Origin of the sequence: Pseudomonas pohangensis, from assembly GCF_900105995.1 — a bacterium.
Classification (GTDB): Bacteria; Pseudomonadota; Gammaproteobacteria; order Pseudomonadales; family Pseudomonadaceae; genus Aquipseudomonas; species Aquipseudomonas pohangensis.
This window is the reverse complement of sequence record NZ_LT629785.1, coordinates 1270010-1290832: the sequence shown is the minus strand read 5'-3', so window position 1 is coordinate 1290832 and position 20823 is coordinate 1270010. Positions and strand designations below refer to the sequence as shown.

The 20823-nt window shown below is 58.4% G+C and carries 17 protein-coding genes; 7 read left to right on the top strand and 10 right to left on the bottom strand.

Annotated elements, in window-relative coordinates:
• Positions 1-3 precede the first annotated feature (3 nt).
• Positions 4-1254, top strand: a complete 1251-nt coding sequence (locus BLT89_RS06075) for a transporter (protein ID WP_408003060.1) — start codon at positions 4-6, stop codon at positions 1252-1254.
• A 12-nt stretch (positions 1255-1266) separates the two neighbouring features.
• Here BLT89_RS06075 and BLT89_RS06070 read toward each other — a convergent pair whose 3' ends face one another.
• The 7 genes from BLT89_RS06070 to BLT89_RS06040 all read right to left on the bottom strand — a co-directional run bounded on the left by BLT89_RS06070 (position 1267) and on the right by BLT89_RS06040 (position 10589).
• Positions 1267-2628: a sigma-54 dependent transcriptional regulator gene (locus BLT89_RS06070; RefSeq protein ID WP_090193585.1), complete on the bottom strand. Its 1362-nt coding sequence runs from the start codon at positions 2626-2628 to the stop codon at positions 1267-1269.
• A gap of 174 nt (positions 2629-2802) precedes the next feature.
• Positions 2803-4185, bottom strand: a complete 1383-nt coding sequence (gene cysG, locus BLT89_RS06065) for a siroheme synthase CysG (RefSeq protein ID WP_090193584.1) — start codon at positions 4183-4185, stop codon at positions 2803-2805.
• A 90-nt stretch (positions 4186-4275) separates the two neighbouring features.
• Positions 4276-5556: a serine--tRNA ligase gene (gene serS, locus BLT89_RS06060; RefSeq protein ID WP_090193583.1), complete on the bottom strand. Its 1281-nt coding sequence runs from the start codon at positions 5554-5556 to the stop codon at positions 4276-4278.
• A 212-nt stretch (positions 5557-5768) separates the two neighbouring features.
• Positions 5769-6143, bottom strand: a complete 375-nt coding sequence (gene crcB / locus BLT89_RS06055) for a fluoride efflux transporter CrcB (RefSeq protein ID WP_090193582.1) — start codon at positions 6141-6143, stop codon at positions 5769-5771.
• Positions 6140-7465, bottom strand: a complete 1326-nt coding sequence (locus BLT89_RS06050) for a replication-associated recombination protein A (protein WP_090193581.1) — start codon at positions 7463-7465, stop codon at positions 6140-6142. Before BLT89_RS06050 ends, crcB begins: the two co-directional genes overlap by 4 nt.
• Before the next feature lie 32 nt (positions 7466-7497).
• Positions 7498-8124, bottom strand: a complete 627-nt coding sequence (gene lolA / locus BLT89_RS06045; RefSeq protein ID WP_090193580.1) for an outer membrane lipoprotein chaperone LolA — start codon at positions 8122-8124, stop codon at positions 7498-7500.
• Positions 8125-8165: 41 nt separating this feature from the next.
• On the bottom strand, positions 8166-10589 hold the full coding sequence (locus BLT89_RS06040) for a DNA translocase FtsK (protein ID WP_172829119.1): 2424 nt from the start codon (positions 10587-10589) through the stop codon (positions 8166-8168).
• A 221-nt stretch (positions 10590-10810) separates the two neighbouring features.
• Between BLT89_RS06040 and trxB the strand changes: the two genes are divergently transcribed.
• The 4 genes from trxB (at position 10811) to infA (ending at position 13560) form a co-directional block, all read left to right on the top strand.
• A complete protein-coding gene (gene trxB, locus BLT89_RS06035; RefSeq protein WP_090193578.1) occupies positions 10811-11758 on the top strand; it encodes a thioredoxin-disulfide reductase in 948 nt (315 codons plus the stop codon).
• A 38-nt stretch (positions 11759-11796) separates the two neighbouring features.
• Positions 11797-12477, top strand: a complete 681-nt coding sequence (aat, locus tag BLT89_RS06030) for a leucyl/phenylalanyl-tRNA--protein transferase (RefSeq protein WP_090193577.1) — start codon at positions 11797-11799, stop codon at positions 12475-12477.
• Between the two features lie 58 nt (positions 12478-12535).
• Entirely contained in the window at positions 12536-13243 is a 708-nt protein-coding gene (locus tag BLT89_RS06025; protein WP_090193576.1) for an arginyltransferase, read from the top strand.
• Positions 13244-13341: 98 nt separating this feature from the next.
• Positions 13342-13560, top strand: a complete 219-nt coding sequence (infA, locus tag BLT89_RS06020; RefSeq protein WP_002553999.1) for a translation initiation factor IF-1 — start codon at positions 13342-13344, stop codon at positions 13558-13560.
• A gap of 60 nt (positions 13561-13620) precedes the next feature.
• Here the strand turns inward: infA and clpA are convergent, their stop codons facing one another.
• The gene (gene clpA / locus BLT89_RS06015; protein WP_090193575.1) at positions 13621-15891 is read right to left on the bottom strand and encodes an ATP-dependent Clp protease ATP-binding subunit ClpA; all 2271 of its coding nucleotides are present in this window, start codon (positions 15889-15891) and stop codon (positions 13621-13623) included.
• Between the two features lie 29 nt (positions 15892-15920).
• Positions 15921-16283 (bottom strand): ATP-dependent Clp protease adapter ClpS, encoded by a 363-nt coding sequence (clpS, locus tag BLT89_RS06010; protein WP_090193574.1) that lies wholly within the window; start codon positions 16281-16283, stop codon positions 15921-15923.
• Positions 16284-16507: 224 nt separating this feature from the next.
• Between clpS and cspD the strand changes: the two genes are divergently transcribed.
• Complete coding sequence (gene cspD / locus BLT89_RS06005; protein WP_090198749.1) at positions 16508-16771, top strand: cold shock domain-containing protein CspD; 264 nt, start codon at positions 16508-16510, stop codon at positions 16769-16771.
• A gap of 52 nt (positions 16772-16823) precedes the next feature.
• Here the strand turns inward: cspD and icd are convergent, their stop codons facing one another.
• Positions 16824-18080, bottom strand: a complete 1257-nt coding sequence (gene icd / locus BLT89_RS06000; protein ID WP_090193573.1) for an NADP-dependent isocitrate dehydrogenase — start codon at positions 18078-18080, stop codon at positions 16824-16826.
• A gap of 507 nt (positions 18081-18587) precedes the next feature.
• Here icd and BLT89_RS05995 point away from each other — a divergent pair.
• The gene (locus tag BLT89_RS05995) at positions 18588-20813 is read left to right on the top strand and encodes an NADP-dependent isocitrate dehydrogenase (RefSeq protein ID WP_090193572.1); all 2226 of its coding nucleotides are present in this window, start codon (positions 18588-18590) and stop codon (positions 20811-20813) included.
• Positions 20814-20823: the final 10 nt, after the last annotated feature.

The following is a 20823-nucleotide window of genomic DNA, read 5'->3' as shown; positions in this document are numbered from 1 at the left end:
CTAATGCACATGCCAAAAAGTCTGTTGATGTTACCTCTGGCAGTCGCCATTGCGACTGCCCAGGCAGCTGAAGTAAGCGAGACTCAAGCACTGCGTGATGAAATGGCAGCACTGCAGAAACGTTATGAGGCACAGCAGAATGCACTGATGATACTGGAGCAAAGGTTGCGCGCCATGGAGGCTCGCAACCAGCAACCTGCCCCGGCACCGCAACGCAGCATTGCCCAGGCCGGCATTGCCGCTGGCGGGCCACCCTCGACTTCAACCAGCTACGGCGACAGTCTCAAGGACGATTCGAAACCGGCAGACAGTGTCGAGGACGTCTACCAACAGGCCAGTGGTTTCTACGGCAATGGTGCGTTTAGCCTGGAAACCGGTATCACCTATACCCACTACGACTCCAGCCAGCTGGCCCTCAACGGTTTTCTGGCACTGGATTCGATATTTCTCGGCAACATCAATATCGATGAGATCAAGTCCGACAGTTATACCCTGGATGTGACCGGCCGCTACAACTGGGATCGCTGGCAATTCAGCCTGAATGTGCCAACCAACTATCGCCAGTCCACCTACTCCTCGGCTGGCGCCGGTGGCTCAACCACTTCCTACAGCGAAGAGACGGTAGACGGAGACCCGCGTATTGGCGATGTCACTTTCGGCGTGGCTTACAAGTTTATGGACGAAACCGTCGATCAGCCCGACGCGGTATTCAGCTTCGATGTCCGCGCGCCCACCGGCAAGGATCCGTACGGGATCAAACTGGTGCAAACCGATGCCAATGACAATCTCTACGTACCGGAAGATTTGCCGACCGGCAACGGCGTCTGGGGCGTTACGCCAGGCGTCTCGGTGGTTAAAACCTATGACCCGGCCATCGTGTTTGCCAACCTGGGCTACACCTACAACTTCGAGGACAGTTTCAACGATATCAGTGCCCAGCAAGGGGTGAAGGTGCCGGGCAAGGTGAATCTTGGCAACACCTTCAATTTCGGCCTGGGTGTGGCCTTCGCGCTGAACGAGAAAATGAGTCTGGCCATGTCGTTCTCTGAACTCATAGCGCAGAAAAGTAAAGTCAAAGCAGATGGCCAGGGCTGGGAATCGGTGGATAACAGTGACTACAACGCTGCCTACTACAATATCGGCATGACCTTTGCGCCAACCCCGAATCTGAGCATCGTGCCGAATCTGGCGATTGGCCTGACACCCGATGCACCGGACTTCAGCTTCAGCCTGAAATTCCCCTATTACTTCTAGGAGCCTGTACTTCTAGGAGCCTGCATCCCGTATATCCAGCCCTGCCCAGCTTAGCTGGTGCTTGTGCAACAGGCGGTACAGGGTGGGTCTGGAAACGCCCAGGGCACGGGCTGCCTGGCTGAGGTTTTGCGAGTATTGCAGCAACGCATCGCCGATGGCCTGGCGCTCGGCCTGCAGCTTGTATTCTTCCAGAGTGCCGAGAACCGGCGGCAATTTGCTGGTGCGTTCGAGACCCAGGTCCTCGGCCTCGATCTGCCGCCCCTCCGCCACCACCAGTCCGCGCCTGACCCGATTGGCCAGTTCGCGTACATTACCCGGCCAGCCATGTGCAGTCATGGCCAGCAGCGCTGCCTGGCTGAAGCGGCGCGGCCGGCGACCAGCCTCCTCACTGAATACACTGGCAAAATGGTGTGCCAGTTGCGGCAGATCGAGCAGGCGTTCGCGCAACGAGGGCATTTGCACCTGCAGCACATTCAGGCGGTAATACAAGTCTTCCCGGAAAGTACCCTTGGCCACCGCCTCTTCCAGGTTGATATGGGTAGCGGCAATGACCCGTACATCGACATTGATCGGTTTGGTTCCGCCGACCCGCTCGATGGTCATTTCCTGAAGAAAGCGCAATAGATTGGCCTGCATCTCCAGCGGCAGATCACCGATCTCGTCCAGAAACAACGTGCCCCCGTCGGCCGACTCGATGCGCCCGATCTTGCGCTGATGGGCGCCGGTAAAGGCCCCCTTCTCGTGCCCGAAGAGTTCCGACTGGATGAGGTTTTCCGGAATCGCCCCGCAGTTGATCGCCACCAGAGGTTGCCTGGCGCGGGCAGAGAGGCGGTGCAGTGTATTGGCTACCAGCTCCTTGCCGGTGCCACTTTCACCACGCACCAGCACCGGGGTGTCTGTCGGACCCAGCTTTTCCAGCAAGCGCCGAACAGCCCGGATCGAAGCGCTTTCACCAAGCAGTTCGTGGCTGTGATCCGCCAGATACTTGTCGCTGTGCTCACGCAGATGCGCCATGCCGCAGGCACGCCCCAGAGTAACCAGCAAGCGCTCCAGATCGACCGGCTTGGTGTGAAAATCAAAAAACCACTCGCTGATGAAGTCACGCACCTTGGCGCTGGACATGTCCTCGGGACGCACCACGGCTACCCACTCGGCCGAACTGGCAAGAATGATGGCGCGCAGTTCATCCAGACGGGACTCGACTCCTGAATGCACGCAAAGCATGCCAACCTGACAAGGATGATGGACCTGCTCACCCAAGGCCCGCGCCTCGACCAGCCAGCCTGCCTTCTGCAGGCTGGGAAACAACCCACGACACTCCTCGCATGGCTCAATCACCAACAGCCGGCGAGGTTCTGCAACAACAGGATGCATATGAACCTCAATCGATAGTCAAAAAACCAACCTGCCCACTAGAAAGTAGCAATAAATTGACATATTCGATGGATCGGTTTGCGCTAAAAAACCGGGGAGATATTTCAGCTTTGGCTCAAAGGGCCGCCGTCCAGACCCGCTAAGTACATGGCCAGAGGCGCTTGCAGGCAGATTTCAGGCGTTCGCCAACCCTTCAAACCACGCCAGCTTCCCGCGCAATTGCACCACTTCACCGACGATGACCAGCGTAGGTGCATGCACCTCGTGCTCGGCCACCAGCTGCGGCAGGCTGCCAAGGGTTCCGGTGAAAACCCGCTGATTTTTGGTAGTGCCCTGCTGCACCAGCGCCGCTGGGGTGTCAGCACTGCGGCCGTGGGCGATCAGCTGCTGGCAAATCAGCGGCAGACCAACCAACCCCATGTAAAACACCAGGGTCTGACCGGGAGCAGTGAGATCCTTCCAGGGCAGATCACAGCTGCCGTCTTTCAGATGGCCAGTAACGAAACGCACGGACTGCGCATGATCGCGATGGGTCAACGGGATGCCGGCATAAGCGGCACAGCCCGACGCGGCGGTAATACCCGGCACCACCTGAAAAGGAATGCCATGGGCGGCCAGTTCCTCGATCTCTTCACCGCCACGGCCAAAGATGAACGGATCGCCCCCTTTCAAACGCAACACGCGCTTGCCGGCCCGGGCCAGAGTAACCAGACGCTGGTTGATCTGCTCCTGCGGCAGGCTGTGCTCGCTGCGTTGTTTGCCAACATAGATGCGCTCGGCATCGCGCCGGCACATATCGATAATCGCTGGCGCCACCAGGCGGTCATACAGCACCACATCGGCCTGCTGCATCAGACGCAGGGCGCGAAAGGTCAGCAGATCCGGGTCGCCGGGACCGGCACCGACCAGATAGACCTCGCCCTGCACCGCCTGTGCCCCACCGGCCACTTTCTCGGCCAGCAGACGTTCGGCCTCGGCCGGCTGCCCGGCAAACACCCGCTCGGCTATCGGGCCCTGAAACACCTCTTCCCAGAACACCCGGCGCTGCTGCACATTCGGCAGCAGGCTTTTTACCCGGGCCCGAAACTGCTTCGCCAGACTGGCCAATTGCCCGTAAGTGGAAGGAATCCAGGTTTCGATTCTGGCGCGAATCAGCCGCGCCAGTACCGGCGCATCGCCGCCACTGGTAACCGCCACGATCAGCGGCGAGCGGTCGACAATTGCCGGGAAAATCACCGAGCAAAGCCTGGGGGCATCGACCACATTGACCGGAACGCACAAGGCCTGCGCCTCTGCGGAAATACGTGCATTCAGTGCTTCATCATCGGTGGCCGCAATCACCAGCACCACGCCCTGCAAGTCTGCCGTTTGATAGCTGCGCAAATGCACACCTGCACCGGCCAGTGTCCGCAACTCTTCACCCACCTCTGGCGCAACCACGCGCAACTGCGCACCGGATTCGCTGAGCAGGCGCGACTTGCGCAGCGCCACTTCGCCACCGCCGACGACCAGCACCGGACGATCCTTGAGATTATGGAACAGCGGCAAGTAATCCATGGCAGCCTCGGATATGCAAGAACGCAGGGCGGGCTTTCGCCCTGCAGGATGCTGACCCAGCAGTGGTGGGCTAAAGCCCACCTAGCTGGTTCAACCGATGACTTCGATGCCGCCCATATAGGGTTTCAGCACGTCAGGCACCCGGATGCTGCCATCGGCCTGCTGGTAGTTTTCCAGCACCGCCACCAGCGTGCGGCCAACCGCCAGACCTGAACCATTGAGGGTATGTACCAGCTCCGGCCTGTTGCTTTCCGGGTTGCGGTAACGCGCCTGCATGCGTCGCGCCTGGAAATCACCGCAGTTGGAGCAGGAGGAAATTTCGCGGTACTTGTCCTGGCTCGGCACCCAGACTTCCAGGTCATAGGTTTTCACCGCACCGAAGCCCATGTCGCCGGTGCACAGCGCCAGCACGCGGTAGGGCAAACCGAGCAACTGCAGGACTTTCTCGGCATTGCCGGTCAGCTCCTCAAGGGCCTGGGCTGACTTGTCCGGTTCGACGATCTGCACCATTTCGACCTTGTCGAACTGATGCTGGCGAATCATGCCGCGCGTATCACGCCCGGAGGCGCCCGCTTCACTGCGGAAGCACGGAGTGTGCGCGACAAACTTCAAGGGTAATTGTCTGGCATCGAGAATGGCACCGGCGACAATATTGGTCAGCGACACTTCGGCTGTCGGGATCAGGTACAGATCGGCTTCGCCTTCGCGGGCGATCTTGAACAGGTCTTCCTCGAACTTGGGCAACTGGCCCGTGCCCTGCAGTGCGCCCGCCTGCACCAGGTACGGGGTATAGGCCTCTTCGTAGCCATGCTCGGCGGTGTGCAGGTTGACCATGAACTGCGCCAGCGCCCGATGCAGCCGGGCTATTGGCCCGCGCAGCAGGGCAAAGCGGGCACCCGAAAGCTTCGCAGCAGTCTCGAAATCCAGCCAGCCATACTTTTCGCCCAGGGCCACATGATCCTGAATGGTGAAATCGAAGCTGCGCGGTGTGCCCCAGCGCCGTACCTCGACATTGCCCTCCTCGTCAGCACCCACCGGCACCGATGCATCCGGCAGGTTGGGCATGTTCAGCATCAGGTTATCCAGCTCGAGCTGAAGGGCTTCCAGTTCGCGCTTGCCGGATTCGAGATCGCTGCCCAGCTGATCCACTTCAGCCAGCAATGGCGCGATGTCCTCGCCACGGGCCTTGGCCTGGCCGATGGCCTTGGAGCGGGTATTGCGCTCGTTCTGCAGCTGCTCGGTACGCGTCTGCACGCTCTTGCGCTGGCTCTCGAGGGCCTCGAAGCGCGCCACGTCGAGCTGGAAGCCACGGGTAGCAAGGCGTTCGGCGACTTCATGGAGTTGCGAACGGACGAGTTTGGCATCAAGCATATTGTGTATCTCGACAAACGGAATGATTGAAAGGTCAGGCAAGCCTCACAGTTTACGAACTGCAGGGCGTCAAGCCGAGCATTTTCTATGGCCATGCGCCGGATACATGCCGGGCAAACCAAGCAGGGTGGACTTCAGCCCAGCAACTGCCCTGTTTCGGCGGGTGAAGCCCACCCTGCAAAAGCGTGCCTGAAAACAGCGCAGTCAAGCCTTCACAGGCGTGCCAGCGTCATCCCCAGCCAGGCGGCGGCCAGTCCGCCCAGTACACTGCCCAGCAGGTAACCGGCTGCAGTTCCGTGCTGCCCGGACTCCAGCAGGGTGACCACTTCAAGGCTGAAACTGGAAAAGGTAGTCAGACCACCTAGCACGCCGACGGTAAGGCCCGTACGCAGGGGCAGCGGAAGATCTGCACGCAGCAGAAACACGGCCGAAAGAAATCCGATGGCAAAACAGCCCAGCAGGTTCACTGCAAAAGTGCCCAGATAAAAATGCCGCGGCCAGTTGTCCACCACCCAGCTGCTGACCAGAAAGCGCAGCAACGAACCCAGTGCTCCACCCGCCGCAACCGCCATGGCCACCTGAATCATGGTTTTCTCCTTTGCCGGGGGCTTTGGCTATCCAGTGTGGCCAGATGCTCGAGCTTGTCGCGAATCTTGAGTTCAAGCCCGCGCGGCACCGGCTGATAATAGCGACGCGGTTGCAGCTGTTCGGGAAAGTAATCCTCTCCGGCGGCGTATGCCTCCGGTTCATCATGGGCATAACGGTATTCACCGCCATAACCCAGTTCCTTCATCAATCTGGTCGGCGCATTGCGCAGATGCAGCGGCACTTCCAGCGAGCCCTGTTCGGCGGCGTCACGCATGGCCGCCTTGAACGCACTGTAAACAGCATTGCTCTTCGGCGCGCAGGCCAGATAAACCAATGCCTGCGCTACAGCCAGTTCGCCTTCCGGGCTGCCCAGACGCTCCTGCACATCCCAGGCATTCAGGCATAGCGTCAGGGCACGCGGATCGGCATTGCCGATATCCTCACTGGCCATGCGCACCACCCGGCGGGCGATATACAGCGGATCACAACCACCGTCGAGCATGCGCGCATACCAGTACAGGGTGGCATCCGGATCGGAGCCACGCACCGACTTGTGCAGGGCGGAAATCTGGTCGTAAAACGCTTCACCGCCCTTGTCGAAACGCCTGACGCCATCACCCAGCAGGCTCTGCAGCAAATCCGCACTAATCGCCTGACCGTCCTCGGCCAGATCCGCGGCGTTTTCCAGCAGATTGAGCAGGCGCCGGCCATCGCCGTCAGCGGCTGCCAGCAACAATTGCAGACTTTCCTCGGGCAGGCTCAAACCGCGCTTGCCCAGACCCTTTTCTTCGCTCAGCGCGCGCTCGGCCAGACGCCTTAGTGCTGCCTCGTCCAGGCTTTTCAGCACATACACCCGGGCCCGCGAGAGCAAAGCGTTATTCAGTTCAAAGGAAGGATTTTCCGTTGTGGCGCCAATAAAGATCAGCGTGCCATCTTCGACAAAGGGCAGAAAAGCATCCTGCTGGCTCTTGTTGAAACGATGCACTTCGTCAACAAACAGGATGGTCCTGCGGCCGTACTGGGCAGCCTGCTGGCGCGCCAGATCGACGGCCTGACGGATCTCCTTGACCCCGGAGAGCACTGCCGAAATCGTCTCGAAATGCGCATCGGACACTTCTGCCAGCAGTCGCGCCAGGGTGGTTTTACCTACCCCCGGCGGCCCCCAGAAGATCATCGAGTGCAGCGCACCCTGCTCCAGCGCTTCGCGCAGCGGCTTGCCCGGTGCCAGCAGGTGCTGCTGGCCCACGTACTCATCCAGACAGGTGGCACGCAACCGGGCAGCCAGCGGCTGAACGAGCGGTTCGTTGCGGAACAGTTCCATGAAATGGACTGAAGACCTCGGCTAACCGGTTGTTATTCCTGAATCACGTCAACGCCTTCAGGCACTTCGAAGGTGAACTGGCTGGCGGCAATCGGAGGATTCATCTTCACCCCGAGAAACAGGATGTTGGTGCGCTGACCGACGTTATCGATCAGCTGCATGTCGTTGATCATGCCACCGCGAAAAGACAGGCGCAGACTCTCGAACAGGCTGTCGGCAGCCTTCGGCTTGAGGATGAAATCAACCACATTACCCCCCTCTTTCAGGGTGATATCGAAGCTTTCAGCGATTTTCGATACATCACCCGACAGCAACAACGCTGGCGTATGAGTCAGGCGCTGGTCCATCTTCTGGATAGTCACCTGCATCAGATCGGGATCGTAGAGCCAGATGGTTTCACCATTGGAGACCAGCAACTGCTCCATCGGCGCATCGGTGTGCCAGCGAAACTGTCCGGGACGCTTGAGTGACATGTCGCCGGAGGTTTCCTGCAACTGGGTACCACTGCCATCCAGAGTCAGCTGGGAAAAACGCCCGCTGATGGTCTGGGCCTGGTTGAGCAGGCCGGTCAGGCGCTGAACTGCCGTGTCATCGGCTGCCTGCAACGGCAAACCCGGAATGGCGAGCAATGCAATCAACAGCATGCGGATAAAGCCCATGGAAATCCTCATTAGGTCTGGATGAAAAAAATTGGCTGGAATCAGTCGCGACTCGGTCCGGGCGCAATCACTTCACGCGACCCGTTGGTACTCATCGAAGTGACCACCCCGGCCATTTCCATGGCTTCGATCATCCGGGCAGCACGGTTGTAACCGATCTTCAGCTTGCGCTGTACGGCGGAAATCGACGCGCGGCGGCTTTCCAGAACAAACTGTACGGCCTGGTCATACAGCGCATCTTCCTCGCTGCCCTCACCGCCCTCGCCATAGCCGCCTTCACCGCCGGAAGAGAAGCCCTCATCCGCACCGGCCAGAATATCCTCGATGTAATCCGGTTCACCGCGCAGTTTCCAGGCATCCACCACCCGATGCACTTCTTCATCGGAAACAAAGGCACCATGCACGCGAATCGGCAGGCCGGTACCCGGCGGCAGATAAAGCATGTCGCCGTGACCGAGCAACTGCTCCGCGCCACCCTGGTCGAGAATGGTCCGCGAGTCGATCTTGCTGGAAACCTGAAACGCCATCCGGGTCGGGATGTTGGCCTTGATCAGCCCGGTGATCACATCTACCGATGGCCGCTGGGTAGCCAGAATCAGGTGGATACCGGCAGCACGGGCCTTCTGCGCAATGCGCGCAATCAGCTCTTCGACCTTCTTGCCGACAATCATCATCATGTCGGCAAATTCATCGACGATGACCACAATAGTCGGCAATGTTTTCAATAGTGGTGCTTCGTCTTCCATGCTCTGCCGCTTGTACAGCGGATCGGTCAATGGTTTGCCCGCCTCGATGGCATCCTTCACCTTGCGGTTGAAACCGGCCAGGTTGCGCACCCCCATGGAAGACATCAGTTTGTAACGCCGCTCCATCTCGGCCACGCTCCAGCGCAGCGCATTGGCAGCTTCCTTCATGTCGGTCACAACCGGACAGAGCAGGTGCGGAATGCCTTCGTAAATCGACAACTCGAGCATCTTCGGGTCGATCATGATCAGCCGCGCCTCTTCCGGCGTGGACTTGAAAAGAATCGACAGGATCATTGCATTCACGCCGACCGACTTGCCTGAACCGGTTGTACCGGCCACCAGCAGGTGCGGCATGCGTGCCAGATCGGCTATCACCGGCTTGCCACCGATATCATGGCCAAGGGCAATGGTCACCGGCGACTTGAAATCATCGTACTCCGGCGATTCGAGCACTTCGGAGAAACGCACAATCTGCCGGTCTTCATTGGGGATCTCGATACCGACAGTCGTCTTGCCGGGAATGACTTCCACCACCCGCACACTGATCACCGCCAGCGAGCGCGCCAGATCCTTGGCCAGATTGGAGATGCGGCTGACCTTGACACCGGCTGCCGGCTGGATTTCGAAGCGGGTAATGACCGGACCGGGATGCACCGACTCGACAATCACTTCGACACCAAACTCCTTGAGCTTGATTTCCAGCAATCTCGACATGGCCTCCAGAGACTCGGGCGAATAGCTCTTCTGCTTCTTCTCGGCGCGATCCAGCAGGGAAAACGGCGGCAAGGTGCCTTCAACTGCGCTGTCCACGAACAATGGCGCCTGCTTTTCCTTTTGTACGCGCTTGCTCGGCTCTGCCGGTTTGGGCGGCTCCGGTGAGGAAATAACCGGTGGTATGCGTTTGCCACGATCACTGACGCTCTTGGCCAGCGAATCCTCGCGCTGGATCAGGCGCTCCTTGATTCTGGCGCGCTCCTTGCTGTCGGCCACGACCGGCTCCGCCACCTCACGCACCCGCAAATCGACAGCGCGCTGCTTGGCCAGCTGCTGCTGTTTCTCGCTGCGCGCATCCCACCAGCGATTGATCAGGCTCTGGATCAGCTCGATCAGGTCAAGGGTGATCTTGCCGGTAACGTCCAGCACCTTGAACCAGGACAGATCGGTAAAAACAGTCAGCCCGAAAAGAAAAAATGCAATGAACAGCAGCGTACTGCCCTGCACATTGAAGGAATCCAGGGCTAACTGGCCAAGGCTTTCACCCAATGCCCCACCTGCAGAGGACGACAGACGCGGATCAGCCGCAAAATGAATGTCGACCAGCGCCGAACCGGACAAAATCAGGAAAATCAGGCCCAGCACACGCCAGGAAAACTGCCAGCCATTCCAGTCCAGCGGCTGCTTGTGACGGCGGTAGACCTGCACGGTCTTGATCATCAACAGCAGTGGAAAGATATAGGCGAAATAGCCAAGGGTCATGAACAGCACGCCGGCACACCAGGCGCCAATGCGACCGCCGGCATTATGTACCTGCTCCAGTGAGCTGGCATTCGTCCAGCTGGGATCGGCCTGATCGTAGGTGAGCAACGCCATCCACATGAACAGACACATGGCAGCCAGGGCAATCAGCACGCCATCCTGCAGTCGGTACTTCAGCTGACTGCTCCAGGCCGGAGACTGTGGGGGAGTGGCGGATTTCTTCAAAACAACGGATTCCTGCACATCATCGGGGTTTCAAGCATCGACTGGATTAACGCAATCTATTGTACGGATTTAGCCCGGGGATAGCATGCTTGGCGGATTGGCTGACACCCACTCGGGGCATTGCAGTTGCACGTTTTCCCCTGACTTGTGCTTCGGTGTAGCATAATCGCCAGTATCTTTCGGGCTGTTCAATTTGAGCACGCATTCTCTTTTGCGACAAAGACTTATGGAGTCTTTTTATGAGTGAAGTCAAGCATTCACGCCTGATCATCCTGGGCTCCGGCCCGGCAGGCTACAGCGCTGCGGTATACGCCGCGCGCGCCAACCTCAAGCCCGTTTTGATCACCGGCATGCAGGCCGGTGGCCAGCTGACCACAACGACAGAAGTCGATAACTGGCCCGGCGATGTCGAAGGACTGACCGGACCGGCACTGATGGAACGCATGCAGAAACATGCCGAGCGTTTCGACACGCAAATCGTTTTCGACCACATCCATACCGCAGAATTGCAGAAGAAGCCTTTTACCCTGAAGGGCGACAGCGCTACCTACACCTGTGACGCCCTGATTATAGCGACCGGCGCCAGCGCCCAGTACCTTGGCCTGCCCAGTGAAGAAGCCTTCTCCGGCAGGGGCGTTTCAGCCTGCGCCACCTGCGATGGCTTCTTCTACCGCAACCAGGTGGTCTGCGTCATCGGCGGCGGCAATACGGCCGTTGAGGAAGCCCTGTACCTGTCAAATATTGCCAGGGAAGTACACCTGATCCATCGCCGCGACAAGCTGCGCTCGGAAAAGATCCTGCAGGACAAGCTGTTCGAAAAGGCGGCCAACGGCAATATTCGCCTGCACTGGAATCATTCACTGGATGAAGTACTTGGTGATGCCAGCGGTGTTACCGGCGTGCGTATCAAGGATGTCAAGAGTGGTGCCACCAGCGAACTCGCCCTTGCCGGCGTATTCATCGCCATTGGCCACAAACCCAATACCGACCTGTTCAGCGGCCAGCTGGAGATGAAGGATGGTTACCTCAAGGTCAAGGGCGGCAGTGAAGGCAATGCCACGGCAACCAGCATTAACGGCGTATTTGCCGCAGGCGATGTGGCCGATCATGTCTATCGCCAGGCCATTACCTCGGCGGGTGCCGGCTGCATGGCCGCACTGGACGCCGAATCCTACCTCGACCTCTGAGTGAGTGGCGGTGCGCACCTGCGAACCGCCCTACCCCGATGCTGAGCTGGCTGCAACGCGACACACTGAGCTTTCCGCCCCTGGAAAAAGCCCTCCGGGAGCCCAACGGACTGCTGGCCGCCGGCGGTGATCTCTCCCCTGAGCGCCTGATCCAGGCCTATCGGCATGGCTGCTTTCCCTGGTACCAGGACGGCCAGCCGCTGCTCTGGTGGTCTCCCGACCCGCGCACCGTACTGTTTCCCGAGGAGCTGCACGTCTCCCGAAGCCTGGCCAAGGTGCTGCGCCAGGGGCTATTCGAGATCAGCTTCGATCAGGCATTCGCGGAAGTCATCGGCGCCTGTGCCGGGCCGCGCAGCTACGCAGACGGCACCTGGATCACCAGCCCCATGCAGCAGGCTTATCGCGAGCTGCACAAGCGCGGCATAGCGCATTCGGTAGAAGTCCGCAGTAACGGAGAACTGGTAGGCGGCCTGTATGGTCTGGCCATGGGCCGCCTGTTTTTTGGTGAATCCATGTTCAGCCACACCAGCAACGCCTCCAAGGCCGGCTTCGTGCATCTGGTAACTCATCTGCAGCAATGGGGCTTTGTGCTGATCGACTGCCAGATGCCGACCCAGCACCTGCAGAATTTCGGCGCCCGTCCGATCCCGCGCAGCCTGTTTGCCAAATATCTGGAAACCTGTCTGGACCAGCCGAACACTGCAGACTGGGCCAACTAACTAGGCGAGCCGGAACAGCTGCCTTACACTTGTAACAAGGTTCCGCGAGAGCTGATTCATGACCGAGCTGGCCCATCTCAAGTTCTACGCCACTCAGCCACATCCATGCAGCTATCTGGACGACGAGCAGGCCACCACCCTGTTTCTGGATCCCAGCCAGCCAATGGATGCGGACGTTTATGCCCGACTGTCCACGCTCGGCTTTCGCCGCAGTGGCGATCATTTATATCGTCCGCATTGCCAGAACTGCCAGGCATGCATACCGGCAAGAATTCCGGTTGAGCTGTTCACGCCCAACCGGCAACAACGCAAAATCCTCAAACGCAATGCGGATATTCAGGTCACACCGGTCAAACCCCACTTCAGCGAGGACTACTACGACCTGTACCTGCGCTACATAGAAGCCCGCCATGCCGATGGCGACATGTACCCGCCAAGCCGCGAACAATTCAATACCTTCCTGGTGACCACGCTGCCGTTTGCCCGCTTTCTCGAGTTCCGACTGGGCGAGCAACTGCTGGCTATCGCCGTCACCGATTTCCTGCCCAATGGCCTTTCTGCGGTTTATACCTTCTTCGACCCGCAACAGGAGCAACGCAGCCTGGGCCGCTATGCCATTCTCTGGCAGATTGGCGAGGCTGTTCGCCTGAATCTGGACGCTCTCTATCTGGGCTACTGGATAAAAAACTGCCGCAAGATGAGTTACAAGACCGAATACCGGCCAATTGAACTGCTGATCAATCAGCGCTGGACAGCCATCAGCTGAGAATCTTGGCGTTTAGCGGTTTTTTCGGGCACAATGCTCGCCGTTTTGCCCGGCGCGCCTTGCGTCAGGCCACTCTTTGCTACCGAGGGCTTTACTGCATGTCGAAAGAAGACAGCTTCGAAATGGAAGGCACTGTCGTCGACACCCTGCCCAACACCATGTTCCGTGTGGAGTTGGAAAACGGGCACGTCGTTACCGCGCACATCTCCGGAAAGATGCGCAAAAACTACATCCGCATTCTGACAGGCGACAAGGTTCGCGTTGAACTGACCCCATACGACCTGAGCAAAGGCCGCATCACCTATCGCGCCCGCTAACAGGTCACGATGAAAAACGCCCGGCTTGCCGGGCGTTTTTGCTGGTCAGGGTTTAGTCCGTCAGGCCATTTCTGCCGTGGTCTCGAACTCGAAGACCAGCTCGCCGTCCTTCTCGTCCACATGCACCTCGCCACCGCGCTCAGCCAGTTCTCCGAACAGGATTTCCTCGGCCAGCGGACGCTTGATCTTGTCCTGTATCAGCCTGGCCATGGGACGTGCACCCATCTGTACGTCATAACCACGCTCACCCAGCCAGTTGCGCGCAGCTTCACTGACCTCCAGATGCACGTGCTTATCCTCCAACTGCACCTGCAACTCGACCAGGAACTTGTCGACGATGCTCTTGATCACGACAGGACTCAGACGGCCAAACTGGATGATCGTATCCAGACGGTTGCGGAACTCGGGAGTAAAGCCCTTCTTGATCGCCTCCATGGCATCCGAGGAATGATCCTGATGGGTGAAGCCCATGGATGCCCGCGCCGCCGTCTCGGCACCGGCGTTGGTGGTCATGATCAGGATCACATTGCGGAAATCCGCCTTGCGCCCGTTGTTGTCGGTCAGGGTACCGTGATCCATGACCTGCAACAGCAGATTGAAGACTTCCGGATGGGCCTTTTCGATCTCGTCGAGCAACAACACGCAGTGCGGCATCTTGGTGATCGCCTCGGTCAACAGGCCGCCCTGATCAAACCCGACATAACCCGGCGGAGCGCCGATCAGCCGCGAAACGGTATGCCGCTCCATGTACTCGGACATGTCGAAACGCACCAGCTCGATACCCATGGATTTGGCCAGCTGCCGCGCCACTTCGGTCTTGCCCACCCCGGTCGGGCCGGCAAACAGGAATGAACCCACCGGCTTGTCCGGAGATTTCAGACCAGCCCTGGACAATTTGATGGCGGTCGACAGGGCGCTGATTGCATCGTCCTGACCAAACACCGTCAGTCGCAAATCGCGATCCAGGTTGCGCAGCTGTTCCTTGTCGGAGCTACTGACATGCTTCGGCGGAATGCGCGCGATCTTGGCCACGATGTCCTCGACCTGTTGCACCTCGATGCATTTGACCCGCGAAGCCTCCGGCTGCAACCTCTGGTAGGCACCCGCCTCGTCAATCACATCAATCGCCTTGTCCGGCATATGGCGGTCGTTGATGTAACGCGCGGCCAGCTCGGCCGCGGCACGCAGGGCCGCATCGCTGTACTCGATATGATGGTGCTGCTCGAAGCGGCCCTTGAGCCCCTTGAGAATACCGTAGGTATCTTCCACCGAAGGCTCGACCACATCGACTTTCTGGAAGCGACGCGCCAGCGCGCGATCCTTTTCGAAGATGCCGCGAAACTCCTGGAAGGTGGTGGAACCGATACAGCGGATCTCGCCACTGGACAGCACCGGCTTGAGCAGGTTCGAGGCATCCATGACACCACCCGAGGCAGCGCCGGCACCGATAATGGTGTGAATTTCGTCAATGAACAGAATCGCATGGGGGCGCTTGCGCAGTTCGTTGATCAGTGACTTGAAGCGCTTTTCAAAATCACCGCGGTATTTGGTACCGGCAAGCAAGGCGCCCATATCCAGCGAATAGACCACACTCTCTGCCAGCAGGTCAGGTACCTGGTTATCCACGATGCGCTTGGCCAGACCTTCGGCAATGGCGGTCTTGCCAACGCCAGCCTCTCCGACCAGCAGCGGGTTGTTCTTGCGCCGGCGCGCCAGAATCTGGGCAACCCGCTCGACCTCATGCTCGCGCCCGACCAGCGGGTCGATGCGGCCCTGGCGTGCCAGCTCATTCAGATTGCTGGCGTAAGCGTCCAGCGGATTGGACGAAGTCGGTGCATCACCGCCCTCTTCGTCCTGCATTTCCTGATCGCCTTCACGCGGCTCGGGCGCACCCGGCACTTTCGAGATGCCATGGGCGATAAAATTCACTACATCAATTCGCGCGATGTTCTGCTGCTTGAGCAAAAATACCGCCTGACTTTCCTGCTCACTGAAAATCGCCACCAGCACGTTGGCGCCGCTGACTTCACGCTTGCCGGAGCTTTGCACGTGGAACACGGCGCGTTGCAATACCCGCTGGAAGCCCAGCGTCGGCTGGGTTTCACGCTCCTCGTCATTTTGCGGGATCAGCGGCGTGGTCGAGTCAATGAACTCCTGAAGCTCCCGACGCAACTTTTCCAGACTGGCGCCACAGGCGCGCAATACCGCGGTAGCGGCTTCGTTATCCAGAAGTGCCAGCAACAGATGCTCAACCGTCATGAACTCATGACGCTTGGCACGAGCCTCCTTGAAGGCAAGATTGAGGGTAACTTCGAGTTCGCGATTTAACATAGCTTCACCTCATACCAAAGTGTTCGGCGCTAGCCGTCTTTCTCGATCTCACAAAGCAGCGGATGCTGACATTCCCTCGCGTACTGATTGACCTGCATGGCTCTGGTTTCTGCAATATCCCGGGTAAACAGGCCACAAACTGCCCGGCCCTCGGTGTGCACGGTCAACATTACCCGGGTTGCGGCTTCCCGGCTCAAACCAAAGAACACCTCAAGCACTTCAACTACAAAATCCATCGGCGTGTAGTCATCATTGTTCATGATCACCTTGTACATCGGTGGAGCCTGCAGTGCCGGCTTGGCCTCTTCCAGCGCCAGACCGGTCGAACCACCCTCGCGTTCGGCAGGGTGATCTTTATCTGATGTTAGTCGAATCTGACTGAATGCATGCATGCTGGAAAGAATGCTTCTAGGGTTGGGAATATTAATGGGGCTGACAGCAATGAATTTCAAGTTCAGCGCCCGATTACCTTGACTATCGCAGAAACGGTGTTAAACCAAACAAATACCCCCCGTAACGGGTATCCGCATCTAGCGGCAAAGGCTGACTGAATTGCACTTTGCCAGACGCCTTGCATGATACCCCACCACACCGGCATTTGCAGTGGGAGGCCAGCATGCCCAGTGGCAAGGTCAAATGGTTCAACAACGTCAAGGGATTTGGCTTTATTGTCGCCGAAGGGCATGACGAGGACTTCTTTGCGCACTTTTCCGCGATCCGCATGGGTGGTTACAAAACCCTCAAAGCCGGTCAGCCGGTCAGTTTTGAAATCGTACAGGGCCCCAAGGGACTGCATGCGGTAAACATCTGTGCTGCAGAGCTGGACGAGGCAACGGCCGAGCCGAAGGCTGACTCCCAGGCCCAGCCGGCCAAGGCGTAAAACACGGATACAAAAAAGCCGGAGCAAAGTCCGGCTTTTTTATTTCACCTGCTTACATGTGCGCGATGGTGGCGTCACCAAACTCCGAGCATGACAGCAACTTGGCATCATCCATCAGACGTTCGAAATCATAGGTAACCGTCTTCGCATCGATCGCTCCTTCGGTGCCCTTGATGATCAGGTCCGCCGCCTCAATCCAGCCCATGTGCCGCAGCATCATCTCGGCAGACAGGATCAGCGAACCGGGGTTCACCTTGTCCAGACCGGCGTACTTCGGTGCCGTGCCGTGGGTAGCCTCGAACATGGCTACGGTATCGGAAAGGTTGGCGCCCGGCGCGATGCCGATACCGCCCACTTCGGCTGCCAGCGCATCGGACAGGTAATCACCGTTGAGGTTGAGGGTTGCAATGACATCGTACTCGGCCGGACGCAGCAGGATCTGCTGCAGCATGGCATCGGCAATGGCGTCCTTGACCACCACATTGCGTCCGGTCTTCGGGTTCTTGAACTGCATCCACGGGCCACCATCGAGCAACGTTGCGCCAAACTCCTCGGCGGCAACTTCGTAGGCCCACTCCTTGAAGGCACCTTCGGTGAACTTCATGATGTTGCCCTTGTGAACGATGGTCAGCGATTCGCGATCATTGTCGACGATGTACTGCAGTGCCTTGCGCGCCAGACGCTTGGTACCCGCTTTGGAAACCGGCTTGACGCCAATGCCGCAGTCTTCGTCGAAGCGGATCTTGGTGACACCCATTTCCTCTTTGAGGAACTTGATCACCTTGTTGGCTTCTGCCGAGCCGGCTTTCCACTCGATACCGGCATAAATGTCTTCCGAGTTTTCACGGAAGATGGTCATGTCGACATCCTGCGGACGCTTGACCGGGCTGGGCACGCCGGTAAACCAGCGCACCGGGCGCAGGCAGACATACAGATCGAGCTGCTGGCGCAAGGCCACGTTCAGCGAACGAATACCACCGCCCACCGGCGTCGTCAGCGGCCCCTTGATGGAAACCACGTAATCCTTTACCGCATCCAGGGTTTCCTGAGGCAGCCAGGTGTCTACGTCATAGACCTGGGTGGCTTTCTCGCCGGCATACACCTCCATCCAGGAAATCTTGCGCTTGCCGCCATAGGCTTTTTCAACAGCAGCATCGACCACTTTGATCATCACCGGACTGATATCAACACCAATGCCATCACCCTCGATATAGGGGATGATCGGGTTATTCGGTACGTTCAGCGACATGTCGGCATTGAAGGTGATTTTGTCACCGGTTGTTGGCACTTGGATCTTTTGGTATCCCATGCTGGACTCCACGTTATGGTTAAGAATCATCTAGTCAATGAGCGTAGCCCACCTCCTCGAGATGAAGCCACCCTTTCCAACTCACCGACATGCATTCAAACAAATAAACAGGTTACCGAGCGGTAATGACGCCCGCTCACTCTTGCTATGCAGCACCCTTGACACGACGCTCATTCATTCTTCCGGACAGATAGTCAGTCATGAAATGAATACTGAATGTCATCAAATGCGCAGATAAACGCTTTATATGTAGCAAAACTACAAGATACAATTGACGAAATGGTTACATTATCGACCGAGGGTTCATTCAACAGGATTAGACATTCGTTCGAGTGTCATCCGGTTACGCTGCCAGCATAATCTCCACTGCTCAAAACTCTGCGAGCGTTGCCAGTATCATCACTGCAATTTCTCGATAGCCGGCACCCCTTTCATGGTTCGGCCAAGCAGCTACCCTGTGCATTTCAAGATACTTTACGCCCAGAAAACAAAGAGGGTTAACTCCAAATGTCCACCAGCTCGAAGATCATCTATACCTTCACCGACGAAGCACCTGCCCTGGCAACCTACTCGCTTCTGCCTATCGTGGAAGCCTTCGCTGCTTCGGCCGGAATAGCCGTCGAAACCAGCGATATTTCTCTTGCCGGGCGCATCCTCGCCAGCTTTGCCGATCAACTGAATGCCGACAAGCCTGTCGAGAATGAACTCGCCAAGCTGGCGCAGCTGGCCACCACGCCAGAAGCCAACATCATCAAGCTGCCAAACATCAGCGCCTCGATTCCACAGCTCAAGGCTGCCATCGCCGAGCTTCAGGCACACGGTTACAACATCCCGAATTTCCCTGACGATCCCAAAACGGATGCTGAAAAGGACGCCCACGCGCGTTACAGCAAGGTACTTGGCAGCGCGGTAAACCCGGTATTGCGTGAAGGCAACTCCGACCGTCGTGCGCCAGCGGCGGTCAAAGCCTTTGCCCGCAAGCGTCCACACAGCATGGGCAAATGGAGCATGGCTTCACGCTCCCACGCCGACTACATGCGCGGCGGCGACTTTTTCTCCAGCGAGCAATCGATCACCATGCCCAAGGCTGGCGAAGTACGCATCGAGTTCGTTGGCAGGGACGGCCAGGTCGAGGTCAAGAAAAAACTCAGCCTGCAGGATGGCGAAGTTTTCGACAGCATGTTCATGAGTGGTCGCAAGCTGCGTGAATTCTTCGAAAAGACCCTGCAGGACTGCAAGGAAACCGGCGTCATGTGGTCGCTGCACGTCAAGGCCACGATGATGAAGGTGTCCCACCCGATCGTCTTCGGGCATGCCGTGAGCGTGTACTACAAGGGTGTGTTCGACAAGTATCACGACCTGTTCCGCGAACTCGGCGTCAATCCGAACAACGGCCTGAGCAGTGTCTACGACAAGATCAAGAGTCTGCCGGATTCGCAACAGGAAGAAATCCTCCACGACATCCATGACTGCTACAGCGATCGCCCGGAAATGGCCATGGTGGACTCGGTCAAAGGCATTACCAACCTGCATATTCCCAGTGATGTGATTGTCGATGCCTCGATGCCAGCCATGATCCGCAGCTCCGGGCAGATGTGGGGCAAGGACGGCAAGCTCAAGGACACCAAGGCAGTCATGCCCGAGAGCACCTATGCGCGCATCTATCAGGAAATGATCAACTTCTGCAAAACCAATGGCGCCTTTGATCCGACCACCATGGGCAGCGTGCCGAACGTCGGCCTGATGGCGCAGAAAGCCGAAGAATATGGCTCCCACGACAAGACTTTCGAAATGACCGCCGACGGCACCATGCGCGTGGTTGATGCAGACGGCAAAGTGCTGATGCAGCACGAAGTGGAAGCCGGTGACATCTGGCGCGCCTGCCAGACCAAGGATGCGGCGATCCGCGACTGGGTCAAGCTGGCCGTAACCCGTGCCCGCCAGTCCGACACACCCGCCATCTTCTGGCTCGATCCCGAGCGTGCCCACGACCGCGAGCTGCAGAAAAAGGTCGAAGCCACGCTGCAGGAATGCGACCTGAGCGGCCTCGACATCCGCATCATGGGTTACAACGAAGCCATCCGCCTGACCATGGAGCGTCTGATTCGTGGCAAGGACACCATTTCGGTCACCGGTAACGTATTGCGCGACTACCTGACCGACCTGTTCCCGATCATGGAGCTGGGCACCTCGGCGAAGATGCTCTCCATCGTGCCGCTGATGGCCGGTGGCGGCATGTACGAAACCGGCGCAGGCGGCTCGGCACCCAAGCACGTGCAGCAAGTGCTGGAAGAAAATCACCTGCGCTGGGATTCGCTCGGCGAGTTCCTGGCACTGGCTGTCTCGCTGGAAGACACCGGTATCAAGACCAAAAACGCCAAAGCCACCCTGCTGGGCAAAACCCTGGACAAGGCAACCGGCAAACTGCTGGACAACGACAAGTCGCCATCACGCAAAACCGGCGAGCTGGATAATCGCGGCAGCCACTTCTACCTGGCCCTGTACTGGGCACAGGAACTGGCGGCGCAGAGCGAAGATCCCGAACTGCAGGCGCATTTCGCGCCGTTGGCCAAGGCACTGAGCGACAACGAAGCGACGATCGTCGCCGAGCTCTCGGCCGTGCAGGGCAAGCCGGTCGATATCGGCGGCTACTATCACGCCGACCCGCAACTGACCAGCCAGGTCATGCGCCCGAGCGCTACCTTCAACAACGCTCTGGCTGCGCTGGCTTGATCGCCTGATC